Source organism: Salmonella sp. SAL00672 (genome assembly GCF_046552175.1).
Lineage (GTDB): Bacteria > Pseudomonadota > Gammaproteobacteria > Enterobacterales > Enterobacteriaceae > Salmonella > Salmonella enterica.
The window spans coordinates 197,903-211,685 of record NZ_JBGDUQ010000003.1; the positions used below are offsets into that span (position 1 = coordinate 197,903).

A 13,783-nucleotide genomic window follows, 5' to 3' on the forward strand; every position below is an offset into this window, starting at 1 on the left:
ATTTTACTCCAGACGAATTTGACACCCGGATAGTGTTACTGGTGATTTGGTGATTACACGCAGTTTGAATCCGATTAATCGACGAATACGACCTACACGCTTCCATAAAACTCTCTTGTCGTACACAAACGGCTCATTCTGCTCAATCATCTGTTCGCGACCGTAATTGATTCCGTCTGTGGTTGCAGACAGGAACAGGCGGTCAGCGTATTGAGCAACACCAGTGGATGATTCAACTTCGAGGTCGAAGCATCTGGCATTGTCCGCTTTGAATAGGGGTGTAAACAACAGGTGTTCTTGCTGCTTGTCGTACTGGCTACTAATGTCGAATTGCAACTGCCCTATCACCGCTTCTGACTTGTCGCCACACGCAATCTGGTTTCCTTCGTACATGAAATCGATGGCACGATAAACATCGTCGTATAAACCTGTTTTCAGTACGCACCATTGCGGCCCGTTCTGGCTTGATGAGGCATCGTAAACCAGCACATGACGCGGGAGATGGATAATCAGCAGTTCATGCGAATCAAACCTCAACGCTTCCATCACCCCGGTTGCCAGTTCATCAGCCGTGTATGAGCGGATAATTTTCTCAATACTGGCCGTCGCAATTGGTGAAGCCTGCCCTGACCCGATGATGTAGACGGAAGGTGCGCCAGTAGCCGGGTGACTGATGAATGCATATGAATCAGCGAATGGCGTTTTACAGTATGTTCCGGCAATGCCCTTCTGTACCATCAGCGATGGCTGTGCGACATACAACGCAGCGCCAGCGGTGGTTGCACCAGTCAGGGAAAAATATTCAATCGTCGATGAACCAAAGCAGACAATGAAGTCTCGCCATGTGCCGATACCGATGATGCCGTCCGGCTGCGATTCTGCGCGATATTGTGCGCTGTATCGGTCAGGATGCGATTCGTCTTCAAGGTCAGTGATAAACCATGAATCAGTGCCGTCTTTTGACCACGCATAACGCCCACGTAAGCGAGTAATGTCACGGACTGAGCCTAACTCATACTGCGTGTATCCGCTGTCTGTAGGCCAGTTTGAGACGGTTTTAACCGTGCCATCATAGCGATACTCGACCAGTTGGCCATTAACGCCTACCGCCTGTGATGTCCGACCATGCGCCATTGATACGCGACCGCTTCCGGATACATCACCTACTACGGTTTCACCTTTGTAGAGCTTACCACCGCAGACGCGATATACAGCGTTCTGAGCGGTATTGTATTCAACGCCACGCGATACACCATTTACATCGTTGCGCTTCGCTATGCCCGGGAATGAGCGTAAATAACCCGATGAGTCGAGGACTTCTTTCGGTGTGGCCAACATGTTGATTGGTAGGTAATCAATGTAGTCGGCATTCTTGAAGTCCTTACCCATGCCCTTCATCATGGGGAGTTGTTGAATCGGCATTCTGCTCTCCGGGGAAATAATGCCATTCGTTCAGATTGGCGAAACTGTTTCCACTGCCAGTTGGCATACGTGACGGGTAAGGCGCTCGTTTAGCTCTGGCGATGGCGGTCTGCTTATAGAGAAGTTCCTTCCCATATTTAGCAGTGGCGATAATTTTGGCAGTAGCTTCAAGCGCATAATCCGGGGCAATCCGGCAAGCCAGATTGTGGAATACAGCGCTGACTGCACTAGAGCGAAGGCCGTGGTCGTCACCTTCAGCGGGAGGATTATCATCATCTGAGAATACATAGCCGGTGATGATGCCCTTCCCGTCCTGATACCACTCAGCCATCATCGCTTCAAGGTCGTCAACAGCATCCTGCATAGACTGTGGCTCAACATCAGTGAGAGTTGCATCTGATGCTACGCCCAGCTTACGCAGCGCCGCCCTGACCAGATCGCCTTTAGTCTTTATCTGCATCGCTTTCCGCCTTAGGCTTTGGTCCTGGCTTTTTGCGTTCTTTGGTTGCCGGTTCTTTCGGTCGCAGGCTTAGCAGACGATTCAACACATCATCTGCCGTGTGGCCGTACCATTCCTTGCCAAACTCAATTTCCGTGCCTTTAGGCAGATGTTCAATTTCACTCTCTGGAAGGTGGTATGTTACCGCGCCTTCTGGGGTGTCGATGCCAGCTAACACCCATCCATCCCATTGCTCGCCGTCATGATGCTGGAAGCTCCACCATGCGCTTTCGCGGAAGGCATTCATTAGTGTTGAAAACAGGCGCACTCGATGTGCATATAGTTCGTTAAAGTTGTGGTATCCATCAGATACTTCACCCATGTCTTTCTTGACCACGCCTGAATCGCCGATTGGCTCGTCATTAGTCTCCGGCACCTCATTTGGATGCTTAACCCAACCATCGGCAAGGTGATCTTCTACGTCGCCTTCATCGACAACTTTAGCCTGAACTTCCTTGCCCCATACCTTCGTTCCACGACCCTGCTTATATAGCATTACGCCCATATGTCACCTAAAATAAAAAAGGGGCCTAAGCCCCTGTTAGTTACGCAGTCTGACCAGGCAGGCCAACACCGATTGCTTCCGGTCGTGTCGCGTTTACGCCGTACCACAGCGCAATACGGCACAGGCCGGACAGGGTGGAAATATCACCCTGCGTAGCGAAGATACCGTTAAGTCCAACGTCAGGGATGCTAAATGAGGTAGTTTTCATACCTGCAAACAATTCGTGGTTAGCAGGAATGGGCTGAGACACAATACGGATGGCGTCATCAGCCCAGAACACGTTGGTGCGAGCATCCTTAACGTTCAGGATGTTCACCGCCATCGCATCAGCCAGCGAGGTGTTAACGTTGGCGTATGCCCGTTGCTCAGGAGAAAGAGAAACATCATCCAGTGCTACAGGCTTCGGCGTGATTTCAACGTGAGTACCATCAACAACGCGAACTACGGAGAAAGTCGCGTCCTGCGCCAGTACGTTCTTAGCCATCTGACCAAGGAACTTCACGCCAGCAAACGAAATTTTGTCGCCGCGTTTCAGGCCGGTGGTTGCAGACAGGGTGACGGTAGCAAAACGGTTATCAACGTTAACTTTGTTGCCATCGTTATCCAGTTGCCATGCGACAGGCTTGAAGGACTGCGCACCGGATACAGTGATGCCAGTTGCGGTGGATTTGGTCAGCACAGGAAGTTTAGGAGAGCGCAGGACATCATCGAAGCCAGCAACCTGACGCTGAATGGTGCCATCGCGGTATGCTTCTTCAGGGATGCGCCCGAAGATATCACGCTTGGTCAGGTCATAACCCGCCTTTTTGTAGTCCTGCGGGTTGAAGAAGTACGATGTGCCCATGTCGCGGTTAAGTTCGCGGGAGAACATCAGTTCTTCTGCATCGGCCACAAAGTTCCATGCGTCTGCGGTATTGGTGCCGATTGCATCCGGCGAAGTGATAACCAATGACCCCATCTCGGCGGCCATGTTTGCGACTTTCAGCTCAACGTTGTTAGCCAGTTTGCGAGCTGCTGACTGGATTCGGTGACGATACGCAGTCTCGTCTCGCAAGTCATCTGCGCGTAACTGGAAGAAGTCGTTATCCGGCTCTCCCATGTTTACCGCGACGTTAAGCTCCAGTAACCCTGTCGCTTTATCAGTTAAATCCCAACCCTCCTGAGTGGGGGACTCCTGCTCTACAGGCATCCAGATGGTATTGCTGGAGCGCTGCATAGAAGCCGCAGGCGGGGTATATTTCTTGGCTTTCTGCGCCATTGGAGTGATTGCGGAGATGGTTTCAATAATCTCATCCACCGCCAGTGTAACAATTTGACCTTCGTTCAAAGCCATTATCGGATTCCTTTAAGTTTTGCCTTTAGCTTGCGGTAGGTTTCCACATCGCCCTTGCTCGCAGCTGCATCCATCTGTTTACGAATGGCATCTTTATTTGCTGCGCTGACATCACCGGTAATCGGCTGGTCAGCAGGGGGAGCGGAAGATATTTGTTTACCGCGAGGCTTGAGAGTTAAGCGTTCGGATAGTCGAGTGAGTTCAATCAGCGCGGACTGCCCATCCATCGCCAGTAACTGGCGGGCTTTCTCCGGGTTTGCACCCAGGTGATACATGAGCGCGGCGGACTTCTCCGGGAACAGGCGCATAATGTCGGCCCCAACCGCAGGCGGAACCAGTTGCATAAATGCGTCTTCTTTCTCCTGATAGTCAGGGATATTGAGCTTTTCCGCCGCGTCATAGTGTTTGCGGGCAGCTTCGACGTATTGCGCTGATTGCTGGGTAAACTCCTGAGTCTTGCGGCCCTGTTCTGCTACGGCATTGCTGCGGGCGTCCTGCGCTTTCATTAGCCATTCGGTATTAGCAGCATTGAAAGCGGCAAGCGCACGGCTGTTGTCATAGTCATATTTGGCCAGGCCTTCTTCTGACAGATAGGCATTAATATCCGGCTGAGGTGGAAGGTCAGGGTTTACCCGTAAACTCTCCGGCAATTCTCCGCGTTTAACTGCTTCCATCTGCTGCTCAAGCTCGCGCTGTCGTTTGCGCTCGATGCGGCGGCGGGCGAATTCTGCGTTCTTTGCCGGGTCTTGTTTTGGTGCTGTCTCATCGTTCTTCAGGACAATCTCAAAGCCCTCTTCCTGACCTGCATTGTCGTTGGCATTATCGACAACTAAGCTATCAGCAGATGCCGCTGCATAATCGCCGGACAGGGTTAAGTCTTCAGTTGCCTGAATTTCGGTGGTTGGTTCCATGATTAACTCTCTCTTATTGAGGTGTCTCGGCTACACTGCCGGAAGGTTGATTTTGTCTCTGCGATTGCAGGATGTTGGCAATGTCCATTCGCTGCTTGTGCGTCTGTTCATCGCCTTTAAGGAGTAACTCAGCATTTGCGCGAGCGTCTTCGCTGCGGTCCTGCTGGAATGAAGCAACAGTTTTAAGGAACTCCCTAAACTCAGATTGTTTATTGAGGTCCATGTTGTTGAAGATTTCTGCAATTCTGGCAGCGTTAAGCTGGTTCTGCGCTTCGACTTTAGCTGCATCGATTTGCAGGGACAGTGTCTGGTTCTGAGCTTTAGCCAGTTCAGCCTGCCCCTGCAGGAGTACGCCCTGAGCCTGAACCATTGCCGGGTCTTGTTGACCTTGTTTGGCTTGTTGCGCCTCTACTAACCATTGCTGCTCTTCAGGCGTTTCTGGCTTCTTAACGCCCATCTGAATAAGCTGCTTATTGGCATAGTCACGCATCATCTCGACACCTTTACCATCAAGCAGGGTAAAGTACTGAAGCAACAGCAGTTGATATTCTGGCGTTCCCTGTGGCGTCTTGCCGAGCAACTCAAGAATTTCTGCGCGGTTTTGCTGCTTCATGGACTGGAATGATGGTCCAACATCCGTGTAGCATTCATAGCGCCCCCTGATATCGTTCAGTACCTGTCGTTCACCAGTAGCAAGGTCAACAACCTCAGCCATTAGCTGAACCTCTTTTTCGCTGCCATCCTCAAGGGTGATTGTCACGTTGCGAGGGACATCATAGATGTCGTTAACTATCGACTGGTAAATCTCTCCATCACGGCGCATAGCGGTAGCAAGATTATCCTGAAACACGTATGTCTCAAGGTCAGCCCGCATATTGAGTTGATTTACGGTATCGAATGCAACCTGATTACCATTAACCGACCCAGCATCTACACCAAGAGTGGCAACCTCTTTTACTGCGCTGGTTGCAGCTTCCAGCATATAGGCATTGGCCTGTGGAACTTCCGGATTTTCATAGTATGCCAGCGGCTGAGTTGGCAGGTCTCCGTTGCTCTCATCAGTGCGGTTGAGCAGGTAGTACGGGTAATCGTCGTTGCCGTCATACATATGCTCAAAGCCTGCAATCTGCTCAGGCCAGAAGAAAGGCTTCTTCTTCGGGGTGCGGGCCACGATGTCGGCGTTGAACGACATAATCATGTTGCGCAGACGCTGACCGTCTTTTGTCAGGCGGACGACACCCTCATACACTTCTTTATCTTCAACGAAGCCCCACTCTCCGAATACCGGAACAATGGGGATATGCTCGCCAGCAATGAGCTGCTTGTCTTTGAGTACAGCGGTGCAGGTGATAATCGATTTGTATACCCGGCGACGCTTAATCTGGCGCTCTGCAATTTTGATAAATCCACTATCAGCCAGGTCGTCGATGACGTCTTTAATATCGCGCTTAAAGTAGCTTACCGGCTTACCCGTAACCGGGTCTTGGTAGATAAACGCCGTCTCTTTCTTCTCGACCACTTCGTAAAACTCAGCGATCTGAATTGTGTCCTGCGTCAGCCATGGAAATACCCAATCGTTGGGGTTCTGGAATGATGGAATATCATCAGCATCGAGGTCGTATTTTTCTGCGAAATCCTCCCAACCATTCTGGCTCATTGAGTGGATAACTGTGCAGTGACGGGCGTCAGACTTGTCCATCAGTTTGCTGTTGCTGTCCCAGATAACATGGGAGCAGGCACTATGGATAGGCTCTCGACGGATAACCTGATTGTTGCTAGTTGGACTTTGGTCTTCGTAGTCAGTGACCAGACGCCACGCACCCACGCCTGCTTCAATCTGCTCACGAACGGCTATGTTGACAGCAATTTTCGCCGTATTGTGCCGCATGTCGGTGCGATACATGCCCATCAGCACATCAGCAGCGTCAGGACTTGCTCCATCCTTTGGACGATACAGAACATCAATAGGGTTCTGACGCATCTCAGAAACGAGCTTGCGCACCACTGGACGTACAACATCGAACTGCCCGCGATACTGCAGGGTTGTGTATTGTGATAGCCAGTCATCCCACTGAGATACGCGGGAGAAGAAGAGATCATTCTTGGCCTCCCTTCTGGCTTCATCGCTGGCTGTCCAGTCCGCATCAAAGCGCGACAGGATGCTCTCCAGCCTGTTTTCATTGTCGGCCATTATCGTCCTCTGCGTACTGGTCTAATCGGTGCGGGGATTGCTTTTGATGGTTTGTTTTTGACTACCGGGAATGCAAATGTCAGCGCCAGCGCATCGGCCCTGTTTGGCGATGGAACACCACGGCGTTTCATGTCGTCCTTCGACTCCAGAACAATCTTACCATCGAGTTTCACTTTGTATTCAGGGGCAACAATCTCATCAGCGGTCTGCTGGTCATCAATGCTCCCGCCTTCATTCAGCCAGGATTTCATTGCGTTCCACATCTCGCCGCGCTTATTGAGCATTGCCGGGTCTTTCGATTCTCCCGCGAAGCTCACGAGTTGCCACTTTCTGCCCCACGACTTACCAACAGAATGAATACCCGTGCCGTAACCGAAATCAATGAACACCGCGTCAGCTTTGTGTTCATCTTCGATAGCAGCCACTACCTGAGCAAACTTCACATCGTCGTCTGTTTTAGGGTAAGAACCTAAAAGCCTTGAATAAAGTCCCTGCCGCAGATAGATACACGCCTCATCACTGCCTGAGTATGCCGGGTCAACGCCGATAATCTTTGGAGCGAATCCATATTGACTGTGCTCCAGCTTTCTGGACATACCGGCATCAGCATAGCTTTGGGGAATAAATTGCAGGTCAGATGCAGATGGGAAGAGGCCACGAACGCGTACTTTAAAGAAGTCGCTATCCTCACCGTAATCGTTTCGCCATTCTTCAATAAGCTCTTTGTTCGTCATCTTCGCCAGGCGGCTATCAATTTGCTTGCGTCTCCAGCGATGCTTGAATTTACGGAAACATTCACGGAAGCGCCCGGTGTTACGTGTCGGGTTGCCGAACGCGAACCAGAAAGGCTCTCCGTCTGTCAGGCCTCCCTCTGCCACCTCCCAAATCTTGTCAGGCACCGCCGAGGCTTCATCGAAGATGTAGAATGGGCTCGAGTTTGCAGCATGAAGACCAGCAAATGATTCGCTGTTTTCTTCGCGGCAGGTTTGCCCGTCGCAACGCCATGACTCCATGTGATCTACATGGTAGATGTTCATGTTGCCTTTGCCGTTGTTGTACTCGAACCAGTGCCCGGTAATACAGCGCTTCTTCCATTTGCCAAGCTCGCCCCATGTTTTGGTTCGAAGCTGCTCTGAGGTGTTAGCTGTTACAACACCCTTACAGAACGGGCGGGTGCTCATGATGTAGAGAATTACCCATGCAGTGAGTGCACTTTTCCCGATGCCGTGACCTGAGCTTGTTGCGCAGCGGTATACTTCTACTGGTTTTACACCATCAAAGTTGTTAGTGCGAATCGCCTCACCCCAGTCAGTGAGAAACTCTTTCTGCCACTCATCTGGACCGTCAAAGCCATCAAGCTCTCCAACTCCCCACTCAAATGCATACATCACAAATCCGAGTGGGTCATAGAAGAATCGCCCCATATCGTCGGCAAGCATTGCCTCAAATTCTGATGACATCACTCACCCCTTGCGCGTTTGCGGGCCTCCTGAATGCGCTGAATCAGGCTAACCTCTCCGGTGTGCTCCATTTCCTGTTTGTCACGCCATTTATCTCGCTGCCTGTTCTTAAGCCAGAAAATGGCAGCAGTCGTATCGGGTGGATAATGTTTCACAGTAGGAGTTATGACGATCGAACCATCGACAGCGCGAATATCATCTTCTGGGTGTTCGTACCCGGTGGCGCGGTGGAATAACTTTGCGGCGACTTCACTGTCCGCAACAGCCTTACCCTTTTTTATGGACTCAAGAAAATCAGGATGCGCGTGCTTCCACGCATTGATTGTTTGCTCGCTAACATCAAAGAAAGAAGCCAGTTCCGCATCTGTATGCCCTAACAGACAAAGTTTTCTCGCCTGCTCGGCATACTCTGGTTTGTAAGCCGATGGGCGACCAATTTTCTTATCTTCAGCCGCCATATCATTTCCTTGTTAACTTCCTTGGGTAGTTGCAATAGTCACGTTAGCAGAACCATCGAATGAAGTTGAACCTGTGACAGCGCCGGTTAGTGTGATAGTGCGAGCAGTAGATAACTTATCCGCTGTCTCTGCATTCGTTACTGAACCGCTTGCGGAAGTGTACTTAGCTTCAAATGCTGTCTTGCTCATATAGAGGAGCTCGCCGTACTGGCTTCGGAACAGATATCCACCGACCTCCGGCTTGAATACGGCTACTGTTTGCGCTGACATGTACTGGTCAGTATACGGACCGTCGAATTCTGCGTTTGCACTTCCGTCATTAGCGTATTTGATAGCTTTAATCGGAAGCGCAGACACATATGCACCGTCAGCATCTTTGTAGAGAGGCCATGATGGCGTGAAATTTGGGTTTGCCATGCTTATGCTCCGGCAGTGAACAGGTCTAACGCTTCCTTCGATTTACGCACCGCTTCGAATGTGCGGATCGTGATATCTGAATTAGCGCCGCCTGACTGGAAGTGAATTTTGAATAACTCAAGCTTCAGCTCATCAGTGCCGATGAATTGAAATGCTTCCTCTGCTGCTGCGTTCTGGTTCATGACCAGTTTGTAAATCTCTAACTGGAATTTCTGTTCTTCAGTCATGGGAATAATTCCTGCCATTGTGTTGGCTCCGGTTGTTGGGGTAAGCCATTGTCGAGGCCACTCATTGAATGGCCTCTGCAATAACCGATGTCTTTCCATCAGTCCGCCACCACAAAGAATCTTTTTTGCCATAAGGCAGGAGGTTCATCTTTCAGTGGCTGCCAGTGTTATTTCCCCACTTACTGGCTTGGGTTGTTTAGCTGTACTGCTGCTAATTGAATATTGTTTGACAGGAAATAAACTCAGGTTTCATTATCAAGCCCACCCGTAGATAGGCTTTGTAATGGATAGCCGTTTAGCAGTTCTCGTAATTCTTTGATTTTTCCGATAACGCAGTTTTGCGTTTACCATCAGCACGCGATATCGAGAGTCAACTGTAGTTGCTCGCGCCAGAACTCAACATTGGCTTCAATGACCGGCTTATCCCATCGCCAGCGAGCCATATCTCTTGCTCCATTGCTGGCTTTTGATTTCCGGTCATCACGAATGCGACACGCTTGCTCATATTTCTGCTGCTCAGTCAGTTCACCACGAAGCAGGCTATCAATGTGCAGGTCGCACCAGACGGAGAATTTCGGATCGCACCATCTTGCAAAGGCAACTGATAACTTTGGATGCAGCCATGTTCCGCCGCCCCTGTCCTTTCGTGCCTTGCTTGTTTTTACATACCCGGAATCACGGGTATGTAGAATTTTCGATGGTTCACCTGAATAAACCTCATCCAATGCTCTAACGTATTCGAGAGTTTCAGCGTTGGACAACCAGTGATCCAGACGCTTACCGAAACGTTTTGCAATATCAGTGGCATTAATCCAGCCATCAGTATTGAAGCGGATGGCTTCGCCTTTGTAATTGAGTGGGACGATATTCATAGCGTTTACCTTTTAGAAAGATGAGCCTGTTCGCACAGAAAAGCCGCCCCGAGATGGTCGCCACCATATACGGCAGTTCTCAGGCTCAGCTTTCTGAAAGACTCGGGATTGTTACGCGCTGCGATGCGCGGTTTACTGCAGATGTAAAAAAGCCCCGCATCTGCGAGGCATTTTCCTGAAAGTCACTTGTTAAATTTCAGTGAAATTAAAATTATTTTAAGCACTGACTCCTGATGTACTCCTGCAGGTAGTTAACCTGCGCGGTTATCCTGTCGATTCCACTTCGGAGACGGTAATAATTGAGTTCAGCATCTGCTGTAAGTCTTGGGCTTTCTCCATTGCCCATGCCGCTGGCTCCGGACGTTGACTTTGCACAGGTGGCGGCGACTTGCAGGCGCTTACGCCCAGCAGAAACATCAGCACGGAGACTTTCGATAGTCGCGTTAGCATCAGCAAGCTCCTTTGTGTATCTGGCGTCGAGTTCTGCTACATCACGTTGACGCTTCTGCATGTCAGCGATAACGGATGCGGCTTTGTCGAGCTGATCTTTGTAAGTCATGGCGTTATCACGGTAATGATTAACAGCCCACCCCATTGAAACCAGCAGGCAAATAACCACAGCGCAGATGATTGCGGTTAACCGACTCATGACATCAACACCCCAACGGCCAGAAACCACGGCCACGCATCGTTGCCATTAAATGCGAGCAACGTTGCCATGAAAAAGCAAATCATGCTCATTGCTGCCCCCACAAACAGACTTCTCGCTCAATCTCACGACGAGTCATCAGCCCTTTCCATTGCTTACCGCCAGCGTATGTCCAGCGACGTAGCTGGTCACATGCGCCTTTGATATCGCCCTGGTTTATTTTGCGAAGAAGCGTCGATGTTCTGAAATTGCCTGCACCCACGTTGTAAACGAACGAGTAAAGAGCGCCGCGCGTTGTTTCAGGTATATCGACTTTGATGTACGGGTTAATTTGTCTGGCGACCGTGGCGAGGTCTTTATTCAGGAGGGCTTTGCATTCTGCTTCGGTATACGTTTTACCGAGCATGATGTCTTTTCCGGTGTGTCCGTGGCATACAGTCCATACACCAACAATATCTTTGTATGGTATGTAACTGACACCTTCCAGACCATCGTCACCACTCGGACCAGTGATTAACACAGATGCTATAGCAATAGCCCCGCCACCAATAGCAGCAGCAACGGCTTTTCGTAATGATGGAGGCATTATTCACCTCTCGCAGCCTTTCTTCTGTCTTCTCTGATTTTGAAGTACAGATTTGTCAGATAAGTGAGAAAACCCAACACAAGGCTTCCAAGCACTCCAATCGCAGCCCACTGTGACGGACTGACCTGATCCAACCACTGCAAAAACCAGTATCCCGCACTACCAGCAGATGTTCCGTAGGCAATGCCAGTTGAGATTTTGTCCATTGATTTCATAGCAACGCCTCCGCCAGTAACGGATTGCGTAGTTCTTATATTGGGAAGGGAGGAAAGAAGGCCGCAGCGTAACTATCACTGATGAATTCAGGATAGCCAGTGGCTACGGCTCAGTTATGGTGCTGGTTAACGGACTTGAACCGCTACCCATTCGCTTACAAGGCGACTGCTCTACCATTGGAGCTAAACCAGCATGTTTGGCGGGACAGCGTGGACTCGAACCACGATAAGAAGGTTAACAGCCTTCCGTAATGACCTTTATACGACTGACCCAAATAAAAAAAGCCACCGTTGCAACTTAAGAGTCACTAACGGCAGCTTATTCACTTATGATTGCTCATTTGCTCATAGATGTCAACACAATCTATGCAACATGTTTAATTTTATCCACACGTTTACGACTATTGAAGGCATTTAGCATCGGTTGATAAAGCATGAACAGGGATGCCTTGAGTACGTCATCTACTTCTCTCCGACAGGTAATAAGAGATGGCTTGCGCATCCTTTCTCCGCCGCGGCCTGACATTTTGCGGGGGCTTGCAGTCTTGTGATAGTAGGATGATATGGCGTACTTAGAGGAACCATGTGCGTAATAGCTAAGCAGAATGCCAAAGGCCTTTGTGTCGATGCGCATAACGGAATCTACGACCTGAGAAATCAACATTCCATCATCATCATTGCACATTGGTCTTGTCATAACTCTCCCCGGCTCTACGCTCTCCATGAACTGCGCTATAACGCTGCTCATGCGTTTTTCGAGTCTTCCTGAATAAACCCATGCTCCCCATAGCTCAAGCCACCCATTAAGCCAGTCATGCTGCTCTTTAGTGAGGTTCAATTCTCGTATACTCATGCAGCATTGCCTCCCGACGGCTTGTTCAATCCAAGCCGGTTCACCAGTTCGCGCTCTCGATCATGCAGATAATTCATTGCCTTCTGGTGTTGCTCTGTCATCTCTCTGATGCTGCGCAATTCAGCTTCGTCACGTTCACGCTGCTGTTTCGCCTGGTTAATGCTGGTTACGGTCATAGATACCTCTCCCGCCCTGATGAATCATTAAAACGCCGTTAACGATGGCGTGATGCCTGGCTTCTTTGTCGTACAGATAACGCCTGACTGTGTTGCGGTGGCACGATAAGCGCCGTGCTACTTCTGTCTGGTTTCCATATGTCTCTATGAGCATGTCTGGAATGGTTTTTACTGAGAACGTCATGCGGCCTCCAGTAGCTCTGTAATCATTGGCAAACGCCCACAGGTTTCAGTCACAACCAGTACAAGCATTCCGCCTTTAACCGCCTGACAGCGCTTGATGCGCATATCGTCTATCTGGCCGTCATCCAGCCAGAATCCCGCACTGGTGAGTGCGTCAAAAACGGCCTTTGGTAGATTGTCCAGGTCGCGTTTGCGGTTATCGGGAGGTGCTGCGAGAATGGTGATTCTGATGCGGTGTGTGATTTTAAGGTCTAGCTGTTGTTGCTGAATTATTTCGATTACTTCTCGCCGGTATCGCTTTCCCCAATCGCTGATGTAGTGGATTCCTCGAGAGTGACGCCAGTAGCGATTATTGGATGGAGGCCACGGCAACGCTATACGGTATTCGTTCATCGCACTGTTACCCTCCCTTCGCGTGTTAACTTTTGCAACGTTAAGACAATGGCGCGGTCCATTTCTGAGCGTCGCTCTTCCCGGCTTAAATCTTTTCCGTTGTCGATTCGCTCATGGCATGACGGGCAAAGCGCCGCCGTTAGGCTGTCGTCAACCTTTAGCCCTATTCCCTTTCCTTCGTTGCGATGCGCAGCCTGAACTCCATATCGACCACACAGAACGCAGCAATCTATCTCCCTTACTGCCTGAAGCCATTTATTGCTCCTGAATATCCTCATTAGACATATCTCCATTCGGATCGCGATATACCAGCCATTCGTTAATGCATTCTGCACAGGCGTAAATTTCATCTTGTGCCAGTTGCTTGTTACATCCGGCGCATAAGGCTCTCGCTATACTTTCCTGTTCGTAACTTCGATTTTGGTCAATCACC

20 protein-coding genes and 2 tRNA genes are annotated in these 13,783 nt (G+C 50.0%); all 22 read right to left on the reverse strand.

Annotated elements, in window-relative coordinates; genetic code table 11:
• Window positions 1–3: 3 nt before the first annotated feature.
• The gene (locus tag ACLJTG_RS10740; RefSeq protein WP_410958967.1) at window positions 4–1,422 is read right to left on the reverse strand and encodes a packaged DNA stabilization protein gp10; all 1,419 of its coding nucleotides are present in this window, start codon (window positions 1,420–1,422) and stop codon (window positions 4–6) included.
• Window positions 1,382–1,882, reverse strand: a complete 501-nt coding sequence (locus tag ACLJTG_RS10745) for a packaged DNA stabilization gp4 family protein (protein WP_410958968.1) — start codon at window positions 1,880–1,882, stop codon at window positions 1,382–1,384. Before ACLJTG_RS10745 ends, ACLJTG_RS10740 begins: the two co-directional genes overlap by 41 nt.
• Window positions 1,866–2,426, reverse strand: coding sequence for a hypothetical protein (locus ACLJTG_RS10750; protein ID WP_410958969.1), 561 nt, complete (start codon window positions 2,424–2,426; stop codon window positions 1,866–1,868). The genes ACLJTG_RS10745 and ACLJTG_RS10750 overlap by 17 nt, the downstream gene beginning before the upstream one ends.
• Before the next feature lie 40 nt (window positions 2,427–2,466).
• Window positions 2,467–3,759, reverse strand: a complete 1,293-nt coding sequence (locus ACLJTG_RS10755; RefSeq protein WP_001196936.1) for a P22 phage major capsid protein family protein — start codon at window positions 3,757–3,759, stop codon at window positions 2,467–2,469.
• Entirely contained in the window at window positions 3,759–4,670 is a 912-nt protein-coding gene (locus tag ACLJTG_RS10760) for a scaffolding protein (protein WP_058107444.1), read from the reverse strand. The genes ACLJTG_RS10755 and ACLJTG_RS10760 overlap by 1 nt, the downstream gene beginning before the upstream one ends.
• Window positions 4,671–4,683: 13 nt before the next feature.
• Complete coding sequence (locus tag ACLJTG_RS10765; RefSeq protein WP_410958971.1) at window positions 4,684–6,861, reverse strand: portal protein; 2,178 nt, start codon at window positions 6,859–6,861, stop codon at window positions 4,684–4,686.
• Entirely contained in the window at window positions 6,861–8,321 is a 1,461-nt protein-coding gene (locus ACLJTG_RS10770; protein WP_410958972.1) for a terminase, read from the reverse strand. The genes ACLJTG_RS10765 and ACLJTG_RS10770 overlap by 1 nt, the downstream gene beginning before the upstream one ends.
• Window positions 8,321–8,779: a terminase gene (locus ACLJTG_RS10775; RefSeq protein WP_410958973.1), complete on the reverse strand. Its 459-nt coding sequence runs from the start codon at window positions 8,777–8,779 to the stop codon at window positions 8,321–8,323. The genes ACLJTG_RS10770 and ACLJTG_RS10775 overlap by 1 nt, the downstream gene beginning before the upstream one ends.
• Window positions 8,780–8,791: 12 nt before the next feature.
• A complete protein-coding gene (locus ACLJTG_RS10780) occupies window positions 8,792–9,196 on the reverse strand; it encodes a hypothetical protein (RefSeq protein ID WP_024139164.1) in 405 nt (134 codons plus the stop codon).
• A gap of 2 nt (window positions 9,197–9,198) precedes the next feature.
• Window positions 9,199–9,441: a DUF2560 family protein gene (locus tag ACLJTG_RS10785; protein ID WP_374814122.1), complete on the reverse strand. Its 243-nt coding sequence runs from the start codon at window positions 9,439–9,441 to the stop codon at window positions 9,199–9,201.
• Window positions 9,442–9,773: 332 nt separating this feature from the next.
• Window positions 9,774–10,295, reverse strand: coding sequence for a KilA-N domain-containing protein (locus ACLJTG_RS10790; protein WP_410958974.1), 522 nt, complete (start codon window positions 10,293–10,295; stop codon window positions 9,774–9,776).
• A gap of 211 nt (window positions 10,296–10,506) precedes the next feature.
• Entirely contained in the window at window positions 10,507–10,944 is a 438-nt protein-coding gene (locus tag ACLJTG_RS10795; protein ID WP_080102112.1) for a lysis protein, read from the reverse strand.
• An 88-nt stretch (window positions 10,945–11,032) separates the two neighbouring features.
• Window positions 11,033–11,530 (reverse strand): lysozyme RrrD, encoded by a 498-nt coding sequence (gene rrrD / locus ACLJTG_RS10800; RefSeq protein WP_001135251.1) that lies wholly within the window; start codon window positions 11,528–11,530, stop codon window positions 11,033–11,035.
• Window positions 11,530–11,745 (reverse strand): class II holin family protein, encoded by a 216-nt coding sequence (locus ACLJTG_RS10805; protein WP_000839574.1) that lies wholly within the window; start codon window positions 11,743–11,745, stop codon window positions 11,530–11,532. The genes rrrD and ACLJTG_RS10805 overlap by 1 nt, the downstream gene beginning before the upstream one ends.
• Window positions 11,746–11,862: 117 nt before the next feature.
• Window positions 11,863–11,938: transfer RNA gene (locus tag ACLJTG_RS10810), tRNA-Thr, on the reverse strand.
• A gap of 5 nt (window positions 11,939–11,943) precedes the next feature.
• Window positions 11,944–12,018, reverse strand: a tRNA-Asn gene (locus tag ACLJTG_RS10815).
• Between the two features lie 91 nt (window positions 12,019–12,109).
• Window positions 12,110–12,598 (reverse strand): antiterminator Q family protein, encoded by a 489-nt coding sequence (locus ACLJTG_RS10820; RefSeq protein ID WP_410958975.1) that lies wholly within the window; start codon window positions 12,596–12,598, stop codon window positions 12,110–12,112.
• The gene (locus ACLJTG_RS10825; protein WP_001749915.1) at window positions 12,595–12,774 is read right to left on the reverse strand and encodes a hypothetical protein; all 180 of its coding nucleotides are present in this window, start codon (window positions 12,772–12,774) and stop codon (window positions 12,595–12,597) included. Before ACLJTG_RS10825 ends, ACLJTG_RS10820 begins: the two co-directional genes overlap by 4 nt.
• Window positions 12,755–12,958, reverse strand: coding sequence for a phage NinH family protein (locus ACLJTG_RS10830; protein WP_001749914.1), 204 nt, complete (start codon window positions 12,956–12,958; stop codon window positions 12,755–12,757). Before ACLJTG_RS10830 ends, ACLJTG_RS10825 begins: the two co-directional genes overlap by 20 nt.
• Window positions 12,955–13,350: a crossover junction endodeoxyribonuclease RusA gene (rusA, locus tag ACLJTG_RS10835; protein WP_085425920.1), complete on the reverse strand. Its 396-nt coding sequence runs from the start codon at window positions 13,348–13,350 to the stop codon at window positions 12,955–12,957. Before rusA ends, ACLJTG_RS10830 begins: the two co-directional genes overlap by 4 nt.
• Window positions 13,347–13,628 (reverse strand): hypothetical protein, encoded by a 282-nt coding sequence (locus ACLJTG_RS10840; protein WP_001218098.1) that lies wholly within the window; start codon window positions 13,626–13,628, stop codon window positions 13,347–13,349. The genes rusA and ACLJTG_RS10840 overlap by 4 nt, the downstream gene beginning before the upstream one ends.
• A complete protein-coding gene (locus ACLJTG_RS10845; RefSeq protein ID WP_071992662.1) occupies window positions 13,606–13,782 on the reverse strand; it encodes a protein NinF in 177 nt (58 codons plus the stop codon). Before ACLJTG_RS10845 ends, ACLJTG_RS10840 begins: the two co-directional genes overlap by 23 nt.
• Between the last annotated feature and the right edge of the window lies 1 nt (window position 13,783).

Bases quoted from the DNA above. Each gene is read 5' to 3' on its own strand.
- ACLJTG_RS10740 (WP_410958967.1), bottom strand. From the start codon at position 1,422: ATGCCGATTCAACAACTCCCCATGATGAAGGGCATGGGTAAGGACTTC.
- ACLJTG_RS10745 (WP_410958968.1), bottom strand. From the start codon at position 1,882: ATGCAGATAAAGACTAAAGGCGATCTGGTCAGGGCGGCGCTGCGTAAG.
- ACLJTG_RS10750 (WP_410958969.1), bottom strand. From the start codon at position 2,426: ATGGGCGTAATGCTATATAAGCAGGGTCGTGGAACGAAGGTATGGGGC.
- ACLJTG_RS10755 (WP_001196936.1), bottom strand. From the start codon at position 3,759: ATGGCTTTGAACGAAGGTCAAATTGTTACACTGGCGGTGGATGAGATT.
- ACLJTG_RS10760 (WP_058107444.1), bottom strand. From the start codon at position 4,670: ATGGAACCAACCACCGAAATTCAGGCAACTGAAGACTTAACCCTGTCC.
- ACLJTG_RS10765 (WP_410958971.1), bottom strand. From the start codon at position 6,861: ATGGCCGACAATGAAAACAGGCTGGAGAGCATCCTGTCGCGCTTTGAT.
- ACLJTG_RS10770 (WP_410958972.1), bottom strand. From the start codon at position 8,321: ATGTCATCAGAATTTGAGGCAATGCTTGCCGACGATATGGGGCGATTC.
- ACLJTG_RS10775 (WP_410958973.1), bottom strand. From the start codon at position 8,779: ATGGCGGCTGAAGATAAGAAAATTGGTCGCCCATCGGCTTACAAACCA.
- ACLJTG_RS10780 (WP_024139164.1), bottom strand. From the start codon at position 9,196: ATGGCAAACCCAAATTTCACGCCATCATGGCCTCTCTACAAAGATGCT.
- ACLJTG_RS10785 (WP_374814122.1), bottom strand. From the start codon at position 9,441: ATGGCAGGAATTATTCCCATGACTGAAGAACAGAAATTCCAGTTAGAG.
- ACLJTG_RS10790 (WP_410958974.1), bottom strand. From the start codon at position 10,295: ATGAATATCGTCCCACTCAATTACAAAGGCGAAGCCATCCGCTTCAAT.
- ACLJTG_RS10795 (WP_080102112.1), bottom strand. From the start codon at position 10,944: ATGAGTCGGTTAACCGCAATCATCTGCGCTGTGGTTATTTGCCTGCTG.
- rrrD (WP_001135251.1), bottom strand. From the start codon at position 11,530: ATGCCTCCATCATTACGAAAAGCCGTTGCTGCTGCTATTGGTGGCGGG.
- ACLJTG_RS10805 (WP_000839574.1), bottom strand. From the start codon at position 11,745: ATGAAATCAATGGACAAAATCTCAACTGGCATTGCCTACGGAACATCT.
- ACLJTG_RS10820 (WP_410958975.1), bottom strand. From the start codon at position 12,598: ATGAGTATACGAGAATTGAACCTCACTAAAGAGCAGCATGACTGGCTT.
- ACLJTG_RS10825 (WP_001749915.1), bottom strand. From the start codon at position 12,774: ATGACCGTAACCAGCATTAACCAGGCGAAACAGCAGCGTGAACGTGAC.
- ACLJTG_RS10830 (WP_001749914.1), bottom strand. From the start codon at position 12,958: ATGACGTTCTCAGTAAAAACCATTCCAGACATGCTCATAGAGACATAT.
- rusA (WP_085425920.1), bottom strand. From the start codon at position 13,350: ATGAACGAATACCGTATAGCGTTGCCGTGGCCTCCATCCAATAATCGC.
- ACLJTG_RS10840 (WP_001218098.1), bottom strand. From the start codon at position 13,628: ATGAGGATATTCAGGAGCAATAAATGGCTTCAGGCAGTAAGGGAGATA.